The 16,243-nt window shown below is 72.2% G+C and carries 12 protein-coding genes; 8 read left to right on the top strand and 4 right to left on the bottom strand.

Annotated features, from left to right (window positions below):
• The first annotated feature begins 270 nt into the window (after positions 1–270).
• Positions 271–1,851, top strand: a complete 1,581-nt coding sequence (locus O3438_RS07735; RefSeq protein WP_269679287.1) for a DHA2 family efflux MFS transporter permease subunit — start codon at positions 271–273, stop codon at positions 1,849–1,851.
• 60 nt (positions 1,852–1,911) lie between these two features.
• Here O3438_RS07735 and O3438_RS07730 read toward each other — a convergent pair whose 3' ends face one another.
• From O3438_RS07730 to O3438_RS07720, 3 genes are all read right to left on the bottom strand, one after another.
• Positions 1,912–2,373 carry a DUF5709 domain-containing protein gene (locus O3438_RS07730; protein WP_269679286.1) on the bottom strand — a complete coding sequence of 154 codons (462 nt, stop codon included), beginning with the start codon at positions 2,371–2,373 and terminating at the stop codon, positions 1,912–1,914.
• A 133-nt stretch (positions 2,374–2,506) separates the two neighbouring features.
• Positions 2,507–3,391 (bottom strand): alpha/beta fold hydrolase, encoded by an 885-nt coding sequence (locus O3438_RS07725; RefSeq protein WP_269679285.1) that lies wholly within the window; start codon positions 3,389–3,391, stop codon positions 2,507–2,509.
• Positions 3,392–3,505: 114 nt separating this feature from the next.
• Positions 3,506–4,450, bottom strand: a complete 945-nt coding sequence (locus O3438_RS07720) for an RNA polymerase sigma factor (RefSeq protein ID WP_269679284.1) — start codon at positions 4,448–4,450, stop codon at positions 3,506–3,508.
• 270 nt (positions 4,451–4,720) lie between these two features.
• Here O3438_RS07720 and O3438_RS07715 point away from each other — a divergent pair, with 270 nt between their 5' ends.
• Together O3438_RS07715 and O3438_RS07710 are read left to right on the top strand one after the other, a co-directional pair.
• Positions 4,721–5,878, top strand: a complete 1,158-nt coding sequence (locus O3438_RS07715) for a winged helix DNA-binding domain-containing protein (protein ID WP_269679283.1) — start codon at positions 4,721–4,723, stop codon at positions 5,876–5,878.
• Between the two features lie 14 nt (positions 5,879–5,892).
• A complete protein-coding gene (locus O3438_RS07710) occupies positions 5,893–6,636 on the top strand; it encodes a YqjF family protein (protein WP_269679282.1) in 744 nt (247 codons plus the stop codon).
• Positions 6,637–6,691: 55 nt separating this feature from the next.
• On the opposite strand, the gene O3438_RS07705 is transcribed toward O3438_RS07710, so the two are convergent.
• Positions 6,692–7,663 (bottom strand): aldo/keto reductase, encoded by a 972-nt coding sequence (locus O3438_RS07705; RefSeq protein ID WP_269679281.1) that lies wholly within the window; start codon positions 7,661–7,663, stop codon positions 6,692–6,694.
• A 96-nt stretch (positions 7,664–7,759) separates the two neighbouring features.
• Between O3438_RS07705 and O3438_RS07700 the strand changes: the two genes are divergently transcribed.
• The 5 genes from O3438_RS07700 (at position 7,760) to O3438_RS07680 (ending at position 16,239) form a co-directional block, all read left to right on the top strand.
• Entirely contained in the window at positions 7,760–8,206 is a 447-nt protein-coding gene (locus O3438_RS07700) for a GNAT family N-acetyltransferase (protein ID WP_269679280.1), read from the top strand.
• 73 nt (positions 8,207–8,279) lie between these two features.
• Complete coding sequence (locus O3438_RS07695) at positions 8,280–9,632, top strand: cellulase family glycosylhydrolase (RefSeq protein ID WP_269679279.1); 1,353 nt, start codon at positions 8,280–8,282, stop codon at positions 9,630–9,632.
• A gap of 226 nt (positions 9,633–9,858) precedes the next feature.
• Positions 9,859–12,528 carry a carboxylate--amine ligase/circularly permuted type 2 ATP-grasp protein gene (locus tag O3438_RS07690; protein ID WP_269679278.1) on the top strand — a complete coding sequence of 890 codons (2,670 nt, stop codon included), beginning with the start codon at positions 9,859–9,861 and terminating at the stop codon, positions 12,526–12,528.
• A gap of 90 nt (positions 12,529–12,618) precedes the next feature.
• A complete protein-coding gene (locus tag O3438_RS07685; RefSeq protein WP_269679277.1) occupies positions 12,619–14,397 on the top strand; it encodes an N-acetylglutaminylglutamine amidotransferase in 1,779 nt (592 codons plus the stop codon).
• Positions 14,398–16,239: a S9 family peptidase gene (locus tag O3438_RS07680; RefSeq protein ID WP_269679276.1), complete on the top strand. Its 1,842-nt coding sequence runs from the start codon at positions 14,398–14,400 to the stop codon at positions 16,237–16,239.
• Positions 16,240–16,243 lie beyond the last annotated feature (4 nt).

Genomic DNA, 16,243 nt, shown 5'->3' with positions numbered 1-16,243 from the left:
CACCGACCGTGGCACCGGCCCGGAACCCCAACCAGGTGCGCCTTGTCCAGGGTTTCGTGATCCCTGGCTGGGTCGACCGTCCGGTCCCCATCCGACGGCCGTTCGGACGCGAGGCCCGGCCGTCACGAAAACCGGCGGTCAATCGTCACATCCTCCGGTTAGTCTTCCTCCGCGCGTCGTCGTCCTGGTACGACGCGCCCCGCGCCTGGTCGGCGCGGCATCGCCGCCACCGCCCACCACTGGCCGGCTCATTCGACTTCAGGAGAGTGTGTGACACAGCAATCCCTCGCGACATCGGACAAACTCGACGCCGCGGTGCTCAAGGTGGCGGGCGTCGTCGTCCTTGGCGCGATCATGTCGATCCTCGACGTGACGGTGGTCAGCGTGGCGCTGCCCACATTCCAGAGCGAGTTCGACGCGTCCTACGCCCGCGTCGCCTGGACCATGACCGCGTACACCCTGGCTCTCGCCACCGTGATCCCGCTCAGCGGGTGGGCGGCGGACCGGTTCGGCACCAAGCGCCTCTACATGGTGGCGTTGGCCCTGTTCACGATCGGGTCGGGCCTGTGCGCCACCGCCGACACGATCGGCGAGCTGATCGGCTACCGCGTGCTGCAGGGCCTCGGTGGCGGCATGCTCATGCCGCTGGGCATGACCATCATGACCCGGGCGGCCGGCCCGCACCGGATCGGCCGGCTGATGGCCGTCCTCGGCATCCCGATGCTGCTCGGCCCGATCGGCGGCCCGATCCTCGGCGGTTGGTTGATCGACACCGCGAGCTGGCACTGGATCTTCCTGATCAACATCCCGATCGGCATCATCGCGCTGATCTACGCGCAGATGGCGCTGCCGAAGGACGCCCCCGAGCCGTCCGAGTCGTTCGACTTCGTCGGCATGATCATGCTCTCGCCGGGTCTCGCCCTCTTCCTCTACGGCGTCTCGTCCCTGCCGGAGACGGGCACCTTCGCCGAGACCAAGGTATGGGCCCCGATGCTGGTCGGCGGCGCGCTGGTGGTGGCGTTCGTGCTCTACTCGTTCAAGCCCCGACACCCGCTGCTCGACCTGCGGCTGTTCCGCAACCGCAGTTTGACCATCGCATCGGTGACGATGTTCGTGTTCATCATCGCGTTCATGGGCGCCGGCCTGCTGTTCCCGAGCTACTTCCTCCAGGTGCGCGGTGAGTCGACGCTGGCCGCCGGTCTGCTGATGGCCCCACAGGGCATCGGCGCGATGATCACCATGCCGATCGCCGGCACGCTGGCCGACCGGGTGCCGATCGGGCGCACCGTCCCGTTCGCGCTGGGGCTCATCGTCGTCGGGTTCTTCGGCTTCACCCAGGTCGACCCGCAGACCTCGTACTGGCTGCTCGGCGGGTCGCTGTTCGTCATGGGTCTGGGCATGGGCGGCACGATGATGCCGATCATGACGTCGGCGCTGCGGACGTTGCAGGCGCAGGAGGTGGCGCGCGGCTCGACGCTCGTCAACATTCTCCAGCAGATCGGCGGGTCGGTCGGCGCCGCCGTGATGTCGGTGATCCTCACCAACGAGCTGAACGGCTCCCGGCCGATCCCCGGCCTGGTGGACGAGAGCGGCAAGCCGGTCACCGAGGCCGGGCTGGCCATCGCCTCCCAGCAGCGGCCGGAGCTGCTCCAGCAGATGCCGGTGGACCGGTCGCTGATCGAGCGCGGGCTCGACTTCGCCGCCACGTCGTTCGCCAACACGTTCTGGGTCGCGTTCGCGCTGGTCGTGCTCACGATCATCCCGGCGTTGTTCCTGCCGCGCCGACGTCAGCCGGCGCAGCTCGACGACCCGCAGGGCGAGCAGGTCAGGACGCCCGTCCCCATCCACTGAGCAACCCGCCCGCCGCGCCCACCATCCACCGATGGTGGGCGCGGCGTTGTCGGGTGGTCGTCAGCGCAGCGGGCCGTCGCCGGGCCCGTCCGGGTCCTCGATCACGTGGATCGCGGCTTCCTCGGCGCTGGCCGCGCCCGCGTCGATCCCGGCGTCCCACGCCACCGACTCGGCCTCGTCGTCCTCGCGGACACCCTCGTCGTACTCGACCAGACGGCCGGCGCGAGCCTCGGCCTCGTACCCCCGACGGGTCAGCTCGTCCTCGTCGTCACCGTCCTCGGCGTACGGGTCGACGTCCGGCACCTCCTGGGCGAGGTGCTGCTCCAGGGACTCGCCCGCCCGCTCCTCGGCCGGCGTCGTGCCGAACCGGTTCGCCGCGGTCCAGTGGTCCGCGGCGACGATGCCGGTGTCGAGAGGGTCGCCGACCCGGTCGTCATCAAGCGTGTCGGAGGCGTCCAGGACCCCGTCGTCCTCGGCAACGTTCCACTCGTCCACGGAATCCATCCGTTCGGTCTGGCTCACGGCGGTCTCCTCCTCGTCAGGGTTCAGCAGGCGGTCAGCCTATGACCGTGCAACGCGCCGGCGCCCCGAGGCCTGCCCGCTGTGACGAACCGACCTCGGGACGCGCGCCGGGCGCGGGCGCTACGGCGCCGCGTCAACGCTTCAGCAACTCCACCACGGCCTCGGTGAACTCCACCGGCTGCTCGATGTGCGCGAAGTGCCCGCTGCGCTCCAGCCGGACCAGCCGCGAGTCCTTGAGGCCCGCGTGCAGCTGCTCGGCCCACCGCGGGCCGCAGATGAAGTCGTACTCCCCGACGATCACCACGACGGGCACGGTGATCTCCCCGAGGTTGTCCCGCACGTCGAAGGGCGTGGGGTCCTGCGCGCCCGCCGGTGCCGCCGAGATCCGTACCGCGGCCTGGAACGGGGCGAATTCGTCCTGTCGACCCCAGAAGTCGGCGAAGTACACCGGCACGGCGGCGCGCAGGGCGGCGCTCAACGACTCGTCGTCGGTCGCGCCGCCGATCTGCGCGAACGCGGCCGGGACCGCCGCCGCCTCCGGCCGGTCCGGGTGCCGCTGCGGGTACGCGGCCAGACCGGCCATCGCCTCGGCCCAGAACTCGGCGCCGGTCACGGGCGAGGTGTCGTACAGGGCGAGGCCGGCGATCCGGTCCGGGCGGTCGAGGGCGTAGCGCTGGGCGACGAAACCGCCGTGCGAGTGCCCGAGGAGATACACCCGGGGTACGCCGAGGTGCTCGACGACCGCGTCGAGGAACCGGACATACGTGTCGAGACGGTAGTCGGCGGGGTCGTCGAGTCGTCCCGACGCGCCGGTGCCCACCGGTTCGACGTACACCATCGTGAAGTGCTCTTCGAGGCTGGGCGTCCGCAGGTAGGCCCAGTCGATGCCGGGGCCGCCGGAGTGCGCCACGCACACCGGGCCGGTGCCGGCGACGTGGTAGACCTGCCGGACGCCGTCGACGGTGAACGAGTGGGCACCCGGTGCGAGGGTGCCGACGTCGTGGCTGGTGGAACCCATGAGCTTTCTCCCGATTCGAGATCCGTGCGGCGTCCGCCGGCACGGCACTGATGTAGGACGCACCACCAGATGCATGGTGCGACGGGAAAGTTCGCTCGATCGGGAAAGTTTTTCTCAGAGCAACGCCGGCTGACGGATCTCCCGTGCCGGGACGGGGTGGAAGAGGGTGAGCTGGCGCACCCGCCCCTCGCGCAGCACCTGCAACCACAGCGCCGACGGCGGGCAGTGCTCCGGGTCGTCCGGTGGGCTGATCAGGTCGGTCTCCCAGAGCAGCACGTCGCCGCTGGACACCACGTTGCGCAGCCGTTGGCGTACCCCGGCCGCCAGGTCGCAGTTCATGCCCTCGACGGCCAGGTCACGGCCGACGCGCAGGCCACCCGGAACGACCAGCTCGGCATCCGGCCACCAACTGTCACGGACCACCCGGTCGAAGTCGCCGTCCATCGCGGTGGCGATCATGTCGCGACCCTCCCGCCACCGCGACTCGCTCGCCGCCGTGACGTCGGCGTGTGCCGCGCTCGCCGCCGTCCGGAGGCCGTCGGAGAGCGCCCGGCGGGCGTGGCTGAGGCGGCTGCGGACGGTGCCGACCGGAATGCCGCAGACGGCCGCGATCTGCTCGTACGACGACGCGTCGCTGAAGTACCGCAGCAGGGTGACCAGCCGGTCCGGCTCGGACAACTGCCCGATGGCGTGCCACACCCAGTCGCGCATCGCACCCTGCTCCAGAGCCTCCTCTGGGGTGGGTGTGTCGGCGGGACGAGCGAACCACTCCGGTTCGGCCACCGGGACGGCTCTGGACCCGCGCACCGTCGTCCGGCTGTTGTTGCGGACGATGGCACGCAACCACGGGCCGACGGCGGACGGGTCGCGCAGCTCACCGATGCGACGTAACGCCACCACCATCGCGTCCTGGACCGCGTCCTCGGCGTCCGGGCCGTAGCCGAGGATGCTCACCGCGACGGCCCGCATCCCGGCCTCGTGCCGGGCCAGCAGCGCGCCGAGCGCCGCCGCGTCTCCCGCCTGCGCCAGCGCCACCAGCTCTACGTCACCGTGCGTCACGCGACTGTCCTCCCGTAACCCCCGGAGCGTCCTGTTCGAGGCGTTTCGGGGTGAAACTCGATGCCGCCGTCGACACCAAGCCTACGGCGGGTGACGGGCGCAGCCGCCGGGCGGTGGGCGCGCGTGCACCCTGGTCGATCAGCTGGTCGACACCCCGAACCGGCCAGGGGTGCGGAAAGTGACAGACGTCGGTCGTAGCGTGAGCCGCATGAGGACCTGTGCTGCCGGCGTCGGGCGCGCATGCCCGAGCGACTCCGGCGGAGCCCCGCGATGACCGAGCTGAGCTGGGCGCGGGTGTCCGCCCGGCGTCTTCGCCGGCACCGGCTCCACACACCGGCGGCGGACGCGGCACCGGACGCGGGACACGTCGCCGACGTCGTGTCGGCGATGTGCGGCGCGCACGCCCAGATCGCGTCGGCCGCCGAGCTGTCCGTCGGCCTGCGGGTGCCGGGCGCGACCCGCGCCCTGGTGCGCCGGGCACTGTGGAGCGACCGCACGCTGGTCAAGACCCGTGGGCCGCGCGGCACCGTGCACCTGCTCGCCGCCGCGGACCTGCCGATGTGGATCGGCGCGCTGAGCGCGTTGCCGGCTCCGTCGCTGGAGCGGAGCGTGGCCCTGCTGACGCCCCGGCAGACCGAGCAGGTCCTCGCGGCCATCGCCGAAGCGGTTGCCGACGCCGACCTGACCACCGCCGAGTTGACCGAGGAGATCGTCGCTCGTACCGGCCCGTGGGCGGGTGACCTCGTCATGGAGGCCTTCCAGGACAGGTGGCCCCGGTGGTTCGCCGCGATGGCCGCCGCCACCCGGGCCGGGGTGGTCTGCTTCGGCGCGAATCGTGGCCGGGCCTCCACCTACACCAGCCCGACCCGGTGGCTGCCCGACTTCGCGCCGATGGCCGGGCGCGCCGCCCTGGCCGCCCTCGTCCGCAGCTACCTGTACGCGTACGGTCCGGCCACTCCGGCGCAGTTCGCCAGGTGGATGGGGGTGCCCCCGGCATGGGCGACGTGGCTGTTCGACTCACTCGACCTGACCGAGGTGGCGGTGGAGGGGGCCCGGGCATGGGTGACCGCCGACGACACCGAGTTCCCCGACGACCGGCCGTCCGGGCTGCGGCTGCTGCCCTACTTCGACGCGTACGCGGTCGGCTGCCACCCCCGCGAGCGACTCTTTCCCGGCGCCGCCGCCGAGCGGGCGCTCGCCCGTGGGCAGGCCGGCAACTATCCGGTGCTGCTGGTGGACGGGGTGGTCGCCGGGGTGTGGCACCAACGCCGCTCGGGCCGCGCGATCCACGTCACCGTCGAGCCGCTGCGGCCCCTCGACGCCGGGCGGCGGCGGGAGCTGGACGAGGAGGTCGAACGGCTCGGCGACATATTGGAGGGCAAACCCACGTTGACCATCGGCACGGTGAGTGTCGGCCCGCACGCCTGAGCCAGGATGGGAGCGTGGACATCGAACCCGTCGACCACGAACCCCGACAGTCGTTCTCCTGGGCTGTTCTGCGCCAGCGCTGGGAGGATCTCACGTTCCTGCACTGGGCCGTCGACCCGGAGGTCGTCGCACCGCTGCTGCCCGCCGGCACTCGCCCGGACACGTTCGACGGCGTCAGTCACGTGGGCCTGATCGGCTTCCGGATGGTCGGGCTGGGCTTCGGCCGGGGCCCCGGGGTGCCGTACTTCGGCACGTTCTGGGAAACCAACGTCCGGCTCTACTCAGTCGACGACGCCGGCCGGCGAGCTGTGGTGTTCCGGTCGCTCGACGCGTCCCGCCTGGTGCCGGTGCTGGTGGCGCGGGCGACGTTGCGACTGCCGTACCTCTGGTCGTCGATGCGGCTGGATCGCGACGGCGACCGACTCACCTACCGCTGCCGACGGCGCTGGCCCGGGCCGGCGGGCGCGACGAGCCGGATGGTGGTGCGGGTGGGGGAGCGGATCGTCGACCCGACTCCGCTCGACCACTTCGTCACCGCTCGTTGGGGGCTGCACACCCGGGCGTACGGGCGCACGCTGCACCTCCCGAACTGGCATCCGCGCTGGCCACTGCACCGGGCCGAGGTGCTGCACCTGGACGACGAGTTGGTTGCCGCCGCCGGGCTGCCGGCGCCGGTCGGGCCGCCGGTGAGCGTGCTCTACTCGCCCGGGGTCGAGGTCCGGTTCGGCCGGCCGGTGGCGCTCCGGCGGCCCGGCTGAGTGCGGTCGGCCCGCCGGTGGCGGCCCGGCCGCGTGGCGCCGGGCCGCCGGAGCGTCAGTAGCGGCCACCCTCGGGGGCGGGCAGCGCGTCCAGGTCGGCGAGGTCCTCGGCGCTGAGCCGTACGTCGCCGGCGGCGCAGTTGTCCGCCAGGTACGTCGGGGTCTTGGTGCCGGGGATCGGGATGACCTGGTCACCCTGGGCGACCACCCACGCGAGAGCGACCTGCGCGGGGGTGACGCCGACCCGGTCGGCGATCTCCCGGACCCGGGCGACGATGGCGAGGTTCGCGCGTAGCGCGTCCTGCTGGAAACGCGGCAGGCCACGGCGGAAGTCGTCGGCGGGCAGGTCGTCGAAGGACGTGAACCGCCCGGCGAGGAAACCGCGACCGAGTGGGGAGAACGGCAGGAAGGCGATGCCCTGCTCGGCGCAGTACGGCAACACCTCCGCCAGCGGATCACGGGTCCACAGCGACAGCTCGGACTGCACCGACGCCACCGGGTGCACCGCCTGGGCCCGCGCGATCTGGTCGACGGTCACCTCGGACAGCCCGATCTGGCGCGCCTTGCCCGCCGCCACCACCTCCGCCATCGCACCCCAGGACTCCTCGACGGGCACGTCAGGGTCGACCCGGTGCAGTTGGTAGAGGTCGACGTGGTCGGTGCCGAGCCGGCGCAGGCTCGCGTCGATGGCCGCGCGGATGTGCTCCGGGCGGCCGTTCCTGCCGATTTTCGGCAGGTTGCCGTCGGTGGGGGAGGTCGCGACCAGGCCGACCTTCGTCGCCAGGACGGCCCGATCCCGGTGGCCGTCGGCCAGCGCCCGCCCGACCAGCTCCTCGTTGGTGTACGGCCCGTACACGTCCGACGTGTCGATCAGCGTGGCGCCCAGGTCGAGGGCCTGGTGGATGACCGAGATCGAGGTGTCGTCGTCGCGGGGCCCGGTGATGTCGTAGGCGTGGCTCATGCCCATGCACCCGAGGCCGATGACGCCGACCTCGGGACCTGCGCTGCCCAGCGTGGTGGTTCGCATGTGCCCCACGCTACGCCGGACGGCACGCGTGATCGGAGGGCACGTAGCGTCACGACCCGCAGACCGTTGATCGCCGAGCGATGTGGGAGGGCCGTCATGCCGCACATTCGCGAGTTCGCCTGGCCGGACTACGACAGTGTCGTGGCACTGTGGACCGCTACCGGGCGGGACGTGCTGGGTCGCGCCGAGTTGACCGCCAAGCTGACGCGGGATCCGCAGTTGTTCCTGGTCGCCGAGGTCGACCAGACGCTCGCCGGGGTCGTGCTCGGCACGTACGACGGCCGGCGCGGGATGATCCTGCGGCTGGCCGTGGGTCCGGAGCACCGGCGACGCGGTCTCGCCAGTCTGCTGGTCGCCGAGTTGGAGAAGCGGTTCGCGGCGCTGGACTGCCCACGGGTGAACCTGCTGGTCCTGCCGGAGGACACGAGCGCGTTGCGGTTCTGGCAGGCGCTGGGCTACCTGCCCCAGCCGGATGTGCTCTGTACCAAGCCGATGGGGGTCACCCGGCCGTCGGGCGCAGCGCCCGACACCTTGCTCACATAGGCATTGATCGATATTGTGCGCGAAGGCGCCGCCCCGCCTCAGACCACCACCGTCGATCCGAAGCGGGTTCCGCATGCGCACACTGAGACTTGTCACGACCCTGGCCGTCGCCGGCCTGTTGGCCGCAGGGGCGACCCTGGTCGCCGCCACTCCCGCCAGTGCGGCGACCGCCGTGTTCTCCGTGACGAACAGCTGGGGCAATGGTTACCAGGGTCAGGTCACCGTCACGAACGACACGTCCACGCAGATCACCGGCTGGCGGGTCGAGTTCGACCTGCCGTCCTCGTCGAGCGTCAGCCAGTCGTGGAACGCGCAGCAGACGACCTCCGGCAGCCGCTACACCTTCACCAACGTGTCCTGGAACGGCACCCTCGCCGCCGGCGCGTCGACGTCGTTCGGTTTCCTCGTCAACGGCACCGGCACGCCGCTGAACTGCACTGTCAACGGTGCCTCCTGCGCCGGCGGCACACCCCCGACGACCCCGCCTCCCACCACGCCGCCCCCGACCACGCCGCCGCCGGCCACTGGCACACCTGTCGAGCGGCACGGGCAACTGCGGGTCTGCGGCACCACCATGTGCGACAGGTCCGGCGCGCGGGTGCAACTGCGCGGCATCAGCAGCATGTGGCTCAACTGGGAAACCGCCCCGTACGCCGAGAACCTCTCCGCGCTGCGCTGGATGCGGGACAACTGGAACCTCCAGGTGATCCGCGCGGCCATGGGCGTCGAGCCGGCAGGCGCGTACCTCAGTGACCCGAACAAGGCCCGTACGCAGGTGGAGACCATCATCAACAACGCGGTCACCGCCGGGGTGTACGTGATCGTCGACTGGCACGCCCACGAGGCGCAGAACAACCAGTCCCAGGCGGTGGCGTTCTTCGGCGACCTGGCCCGCCGCTACGGTCACCTGCCCAACGTCATCTGGGAGCCCTACAACGAACCGTTGCAGGTGAGCTGGACCAACGTCATCAAGCCGTACCACCAGGCAGTGGTGTCCGCGATCCGCGCCGCCGACCCGGACAACATCGTGGTGCTCGGCACCCCCACATGGTCGCAGGACGTGGACGTGGCGGCGGCGAGCCCGGTGTCCGGCACCAACCTCATGTACACGCTGCACTTCTACTCGTGCACGCACGGCTCGGCGCTGCGCGCCAAGGGTGATGCGGCGATCCGCGCCGGACTGGCTCTCTTCGTCACCGAGTGGGGCGCCAGCAACGCCGACGGCGGCCTTGACGGGCGGTCCTGCCTACCCGAGGCGCAGTCCTGGATCGACTGGATGAGGGCGAACGGCATCTCCTGGACCGCCTGGAAGCTCGACGTCGGCACGGACACCACCAACCTGCTCAGCCCCGGCGCGCCGGTGACCGGCGGGTGGAACAACTACCTGCACGGCCACGCGCCGTTCGTGGTGGCCAACATGAAGTAACCGCAGGCCGCCCTCAGTTCGCCGATGTCGGGGTGTCCGCATCAACGGGATGCCCCGACATCGGCGACACCGTGTCGATCAGCGGTGCCTCGGCCGTTCGGTGCCCGTCCGATGTCCGGCTGGGCAGAACAGCGCGTCACCTTAACGCGCCGGAAACGCTCCCGGTACCAACCCTGGGAACGCTCGTCGGACAGCCACGACCACCGACATGTGAACCGGGGTGACCATGGCCGACAACACCACGAACGCGCCCACGTTCGACGAGCCGCTGGGCCGGTCCGGCAACGGCCGGGCCCTGCCCACGCCCCGTCCCAAACCGGTCCCACCGCTGGACGACAGTGACCCGGCGGACCTGGCCACCATCGGGGTGGAGGAGGAGTTCCACGTCGTCGACCTGCACACTCGGGAGCTGGTGCCCCGGGCCGGCGAGCTGCTCGATCGGCTTCCGGCCAGCTCGTTCACCGCCGAGCTGCACCAGAGCGTGGTGGAGACCAACACCGCGGTCTGCCGCACCCTGGACGAGATCCGCGCCGAGCTGACCCGGCTACGTCAGGCGGCGGTGCAGGTCGCCGACCGGCTCGACCTGGGCATCGTGGCGGCCGGTACGGTGCCGCTGCGCGCCGACGGCGACCCCAGCGTCACCCCCACCTCCCGCTACCGGCGGATGCTCGACGAATACCAGATGCTCGCCCGGGAGCAGCTGATCTGTGGTGCGCAGGTGCACGTCGGGGTGTCCGACCGGGACCTGGCCGTCGCGGTCACCCGCCGCGTCCAACCGTGGCTGCCGGTGCTCCTCGCCCTCTCCACCAGTTCGCCGTACTGGATGGGTCAGGACAGCGGGTACGCCAGCGTCCGCTCGCTGGTCTGGCAGCGCTGGCCCACCGCCGGTGACCCGGGCGAGGTGAGCAGCGCCGCGGACCACGAGGCGCTGGTCGCCGAGCTGATCTCCTCCGAGACCATCACCGATCCCGCCATGATCTACTTCGATGTCCGGCCCTCCGCGCACGTGCCCACAGTGGAGCTGCGGATCACCGACGCCAACGCCGACGTGGAGACCATCGTCCTGCTCACCGGCCTGTTCCGGGCGCTGGTACGGCGGGAGGTCGCCGCGCTACGCGCCGGGGTGGACCGCACCGCGGTGCGGCCACCGGTGCTCCGCGCCGCCGTGTGGCGGGCCGCCCGGTCCGGCCTCGAAGGCGACCTGCTCGACCTGCCCCGGTCGGCCCGACCGGTGCCGGCGGCCGAGGCGGTCCGCCGACTGGTGACCGACCTGCGCCCGCAGTTGACGGCGACCGGGGACTGGGAACAGGTCAGTGAGCTGACCCGGTACGCGCTGGAACGCGGCAGCTCGGCGGCGCGGCAGCGGCGGGCGTACGAGCGGCGCGGCCGGTTGGCGGACGTTGTCGACCTGCTGCTCGACGAGACCCGGGGGCGGGTACGGGGGCAACTGCCCGGAGCGCCGACCGCACCGGCCCTGCCCACGTACGCCCAGGCCGACGACGAGGTCTTCGGCCCGGCGGGACCGGAGCGCGCGTACCGGCCGTTGCTGGCCGCCCTGCGCGGCCTCGGCGCCGACGAACTGCGTCACCGCGAGCACGACCGGGACGAGGAGCAGCGCGCCCGAGGCGTGACCTTCAGCGTGGCCGGCGAGGCGAGCACAAGACTCTTCCCGGTCGACCTGGTGCCCCGGGTGGTTCCCGCCGCCGACTGGCGCACCCTGCGCACCGGCCTGGTGCAGCGCGCCCGCGCGCTCGACGCCTTCCTGTGCGACGTCTACGGAGACCGGGCCGTGGTCGCCGACGGCGTGGTCCCGGCGTGGGTCGTCGAATCCTCACCCGGACTGCGCCCGACCGGGGCACTCATGGGCCGGCGGGGCACCCGCGCCCAGGTGTCCGGCACCGATCTCGTCCGCGACCCCGACGGCGGCTGGTACGTGCTGGAGGACAACCTGCGGGTGCCCTCGGGCATCGGCTACGCCGTGCAGAACCGTCGACTGACCCGGGCGGTGCTGCCCGAGCTGCCCGTCCCCGACGATCTGCTGCCCGCCGACGAGACACCGGCGATGCTGCACCGGGCACTGGTAGCCGCCGGGCCCGCCGCCGCCGACGACCCCGCCGTGGTGGTGCTCAGCAGCGGTCCGGGCGACCCCGCCTGGTTCGAACACCGGCTGCTCGCCGACGAGATGGGCGTACCGCTGGCCGGGAGCGGCGACCTGCTCGTGGAGGAGGGCCGTGTCCAGCTCATCCGGGAGGGGCGCCGCAGCCAGGTGGACGTGATCTACCTGCGGATGGACGAGGAGGCGTTGCTGCACGCGCCCGGGGCCGACGGCGTGCCGCTGGGCTGGCCGCTGCTCGCGGCGGTGCACGCCGGCCGGTTGACGTTGGCCAACGCGCTGGGCAACGGCGTCGGCGACGACAAGGCGTTGTACGCGTACGTGCCCCGGCTGATCGAGTACTACCTCGGGGAGAAGGCGCTGCTTGCCGACGTGCCGACGTACCTGTGCGGCCTCCCCGAGCAGCGCGCCGACGTGCTGGGCCGGCTCGATCAGCTGGTGCTCAAACCGGTCGACGGGTACGGCGGCGACCGGGTGGTGATCGGTCCACGGGCGGAGGCGGAGGAGTTGGACGCCGTCCGCGAGCAGATCCTCGCCGCCCCGCACCGGTGGATCGCCCAGGAGATGATCGCGCTCACCACCCATCCGGTCTTTGACGGGACGGCACTCGCGCCCCGCCACGTCGACCTGCGGGCCTTCGTGTTCATGGGGGAGACCGCCGAGGTGGCGCCGGTGGCCCTGACCCGCGTCGCGCCGGCCGGCAGCATGATCGTCAACTCGTCCCGGGGCGGCGGGTCGAAGGACACGTGGCTGCTCGGTGGAGCCGACGAGCCGTCGGCGTAACCCACGCTTGACCCCCGCGTCATCGGGGCGCAACCCGGTCCGCCAAGCCTGGACCGGTCAGCGGCCCCGCGTCGATGAGAGGTGGATGCCATGTGCGGTATCGGAGGTGAGTTCCGCCTCGACGGGTCGCCACCCGACATGGCGGCCGTCGAGCGGATGCTGCCCGCCCTGGCCTCCCGAGGCCCGGACGGCGAGGGCCGGTGGCAGCACGGCCCGGCGGCGCTGGTGCACCGCCGACTACGCATCATCGACCTGTCCGACGCGGGCGCCCAACCCATGGTCGACAGCGAACTGGGGCTGGCCCTGGTCTTCAACGGATGCGTCTACAACTACCGGGAGCTACGCGACGAGCTGACCGCCGCCGGCTACTCGTTCCGGTCCACCTCGGACACCGAGGTGATCCTCAAGGCGTACCACAGGTGGGGCACCGCCTGCGTCGAGCGGTTCTACGGCATGTTCGCGTTCGCCCTCGTCGAACTGGCCACGCGCACCCTGGTGCTGGGCCGCGACCGGCTCGGCATCAAACCGCTCTACCTCGCCGAGGGACCGGGCCAGATCCGCTTCGCGTCGACGCTTCCGGCCCTGCTCGCCGCCGGCGACGTCGACACCGACCTCGACCCGGTGGCGCTGCACCACTACATGACGTTCCACTCGGTGGTGCCACCGCCGCGCACCATCCTCGCCGGCATCCGCAAACTCCCACCCGCCACCGTCCGGGTGATCACCGCCGACGGGCGGAGCACCGACACGGTGTACTGGCGGCCGGAGTTCACCCGCGCCGCCGCCGCGCCGATGTCCGCCGGGGAGTGGCAGGAACGGATCATGACGGCGTTACGCACCGCCGTACGTCGCCGCATGGTCTCCGACGTGCCGGTCGGTGTGCTGCTCTCCGGTGGCCTCGACTCCAGCCTGATCGTCGCCCTGCTCGCCGAGCAGGGCCAGACCGGACTGGCGACGTTCAGCATCGGCTTCGAGGCGGCAGCCGGGGAGACCGGCGACGAGTTCCACTACTCCGACCTGGTGGCCCGTGAGTTCGACACCGACCACCAGCAGATCCGCGTCGGCGCGGCCCGGTTCGTGCCCGCCGTGCACGAGGCCGTCGCGGCGATGAGCGAACCGATGGTCAGCCACGACTGCGTCGCCTTCCACCTGCTCTCCGAGGAGGTCTCCCAGCGGATCACCGTGGTCCAGTCCGGGCAGGGCGCCGACGAGATCTTCGCCGGCTACGACTGGTACCCGCCGATGGCGAACGTCGCCCGCGCGGACGCCGTCGAGGCGTACGCCCGGGTGTTCTTCGACCGTCGGCACGACGCGCTCGCCGGGCACCTGGCGCCGGAGTGGATGCTCGATCACGACGCCAGCCTGGAGTTCGTGGCCGCGCACTTCGGCGCACCCGGCGCGGACACCGCCCTGGACGCGGCGCTGCGTCAGGACAGCCTGGTGATGCTCGTCGACGACCCGGTCAAGCGGGTCGACAACATGACCATGGCGTGGGGGTTGGAGGCCCGGGTGCCGTTCCTCGACCACGAGGTCGTCGAGCTGGCCGCTGCCTGCCCACCCGCGCTGAAGTTGGCGCACGGGGGCAAGGGCGTGCTGAAGGCCGCGAGTCGGGGGATCGTGCCCGACGAGGTGATCGACAGGCCGAAGGGCTACTTCCCGGTGCCCGCCATCCGGCACCTCTCCGGGCCGCTGCTCGACGACGTCCGTGACGCGTTGACCGCCCAGTCGGCCCGCGAACGGGGTCTGTTCCGCAAGGATTACCTGGAGGAGTTGCTGGACGCGCCGAACGCCCGGCGGACCACGCTGGGCTCCAACGCGCTCTGGCAGCTCGGGCTGCTGGAGCTCTGGTTGCAGCGGATCGGGGTTTAGATGAGCGTACGGATCGAGGCGCCGCGGACCACCCGTCGGACCCGCCTCGCCGGTCGTCCGCCGGCGCCGATGCCCGTCGTCGAGGATTTCGCGCCCGCGCCGTCCCCGGACGGCACTCGGGTGGCGTACCTCTCCGACCGGTCCGGGACGCCCGGCATCTGGATCCGCCAGGTCGGCGCGGACGACGCCATCGCGCTGCCCACCGGTGACGATCCGGTGCTGGCGGTGAGCTGGTCCCCGGACGGGCGGTGGCTGGCCTGCGTCATCGCTCCCGGCGGCGCGCCCCGCACCGAGGTGTGGCTGCTCCGACCGGACGGCAGCGCACGTCACCAGGTCGCCGGCTTCGGACGCCACAGCGCGACACCGGCCGGTTGGCTGGCGGCCGGCGCGGTCCTGATGGTCACCGAGACCGCCGAGCGTGGTGCCGCCCTCCTGGTCGACGCGGACACCGGCCACCGGCGGGTACTCGCCGAGGGTGACCTGCTCACAGTGCTGGACGTCAGCCCGGACGCCCGCAGCGCCCTGCTGCGCCGTGGCCCCCGAAACGCCCGCTGGCTGGAACTGCTCGACGTGGCGACCGGGGAGCGGCGGCGGTTGTCGCCGGACACCGGGCGGGGCAGCACCGACCAGGGCTGGTTCGGCCCCGGCGGGACGAGCGTGCTGGCCCGCACCGACGCGTACTCGGAGCTCGCCGCGCTGGTGCGGATCGACCCGGCTCGCCCGGACGTGCCGCCGACCCGGCTCGCCTGGCGGCCCGACGCCGAGCTGGAGCAGGCCGCGCCGAGCGCCGACGGACGCCGGGCCGCCCTGCTGTGGAACACCTACGGGGGCCGCAGCGAGGTCAGCCTGCTCGACCTCGCCAGCGGAGTGCAGCGGGCCGTCGCCGCCCCCGGTGAGGTGCTCGACGACGCCGTCTTCGCCGCCGGTGGTGACCTGCTCTGCCTCACCGCGCAGGGGCCGGTGCAACCCCGGGAGGTCTGGCTGGTCGACCCGGCGACCGGGGCGGCGCGTCCGCTGCGGCCGGACAGCGGCGTCGCGCGTACGGGCGGTGGCGGTGTCGCCCCGCAACTGGTCGACCTGCGTGCCCGCGACGGTCTGCCGCTGTCCGGTTGGCTCTACCGCCCGGCCGGGCCGGGGCCCTGGCCCACCGCCATCAGCCTGCATGGCGGCCCGGAGGCGCAGGAGCGTCCCCGCTACAACCCGCTGTTCCAGGCTCTCGTGGCGCAGGGCGTCGCGGTGTTCGCGCCGAACGTGCGGGGCTCCTCGGGCTTCGGTCGGTCCTTCGTCACCGCCGACAACCTGGCCGGCCGGTACGGGGCCATCGCCGACGTCGCGGCGTGCGCCGACCACCTGATCGACAGCGGCGTGGCACGCCCCGGGCAGGTCGGCTGCCTCGGCCGCTCCTACGGCGGTTACCTGGTGCTCGCGGTGCTGGTGAACTTCCCCGGGTTGTTCGCCACCGGGGTGGCCGAGTGCGGGATCTCCGACTTCCACACCTTCTTCGCCGGCACCGAGCCGTGGATCGCCGCCGCCGCCGTCAGCAAGTACGGCCACCCGGTACGCGACGCCGACCTGCTGCGTGACCTGTCGCCGATGACCCACCTCGACCGGCTCGACGTGCCGGTTCTGCTCATCCACGGCGCCAACGACACGAACGTGCCGGCGGGCGAGTCGGCGCAGGTCGCGCAGGCCCTGGCGGCCCGCGACGCCCCGTACGCCCACCTCGTCCTGACCGGTGAGGGGCACGACTTCCTGGCCCGCGACAACGCCGAGGCGGCGCGCTCGGCCACCGCCGCCTGGCTCACCCGGCACCTCGCCGCGACCGCGGCCACCGTCGGCTGAGGCG

Origin of the sequence: Micromonospora sp. WMMC250 (assembly GCF_027460215.1) — a bacterium.
In the GTDB taxonomy this organism is placed as follows: Bacteria; Actinomycetota; Actinomycetes; order Mycobacteriales; family Micromonosporaceae; genus Micromonospora; species Micromonospora taraxaci.
This window is presented reverse-complemented; position numbering and strand designations above follow the sequence as displayed.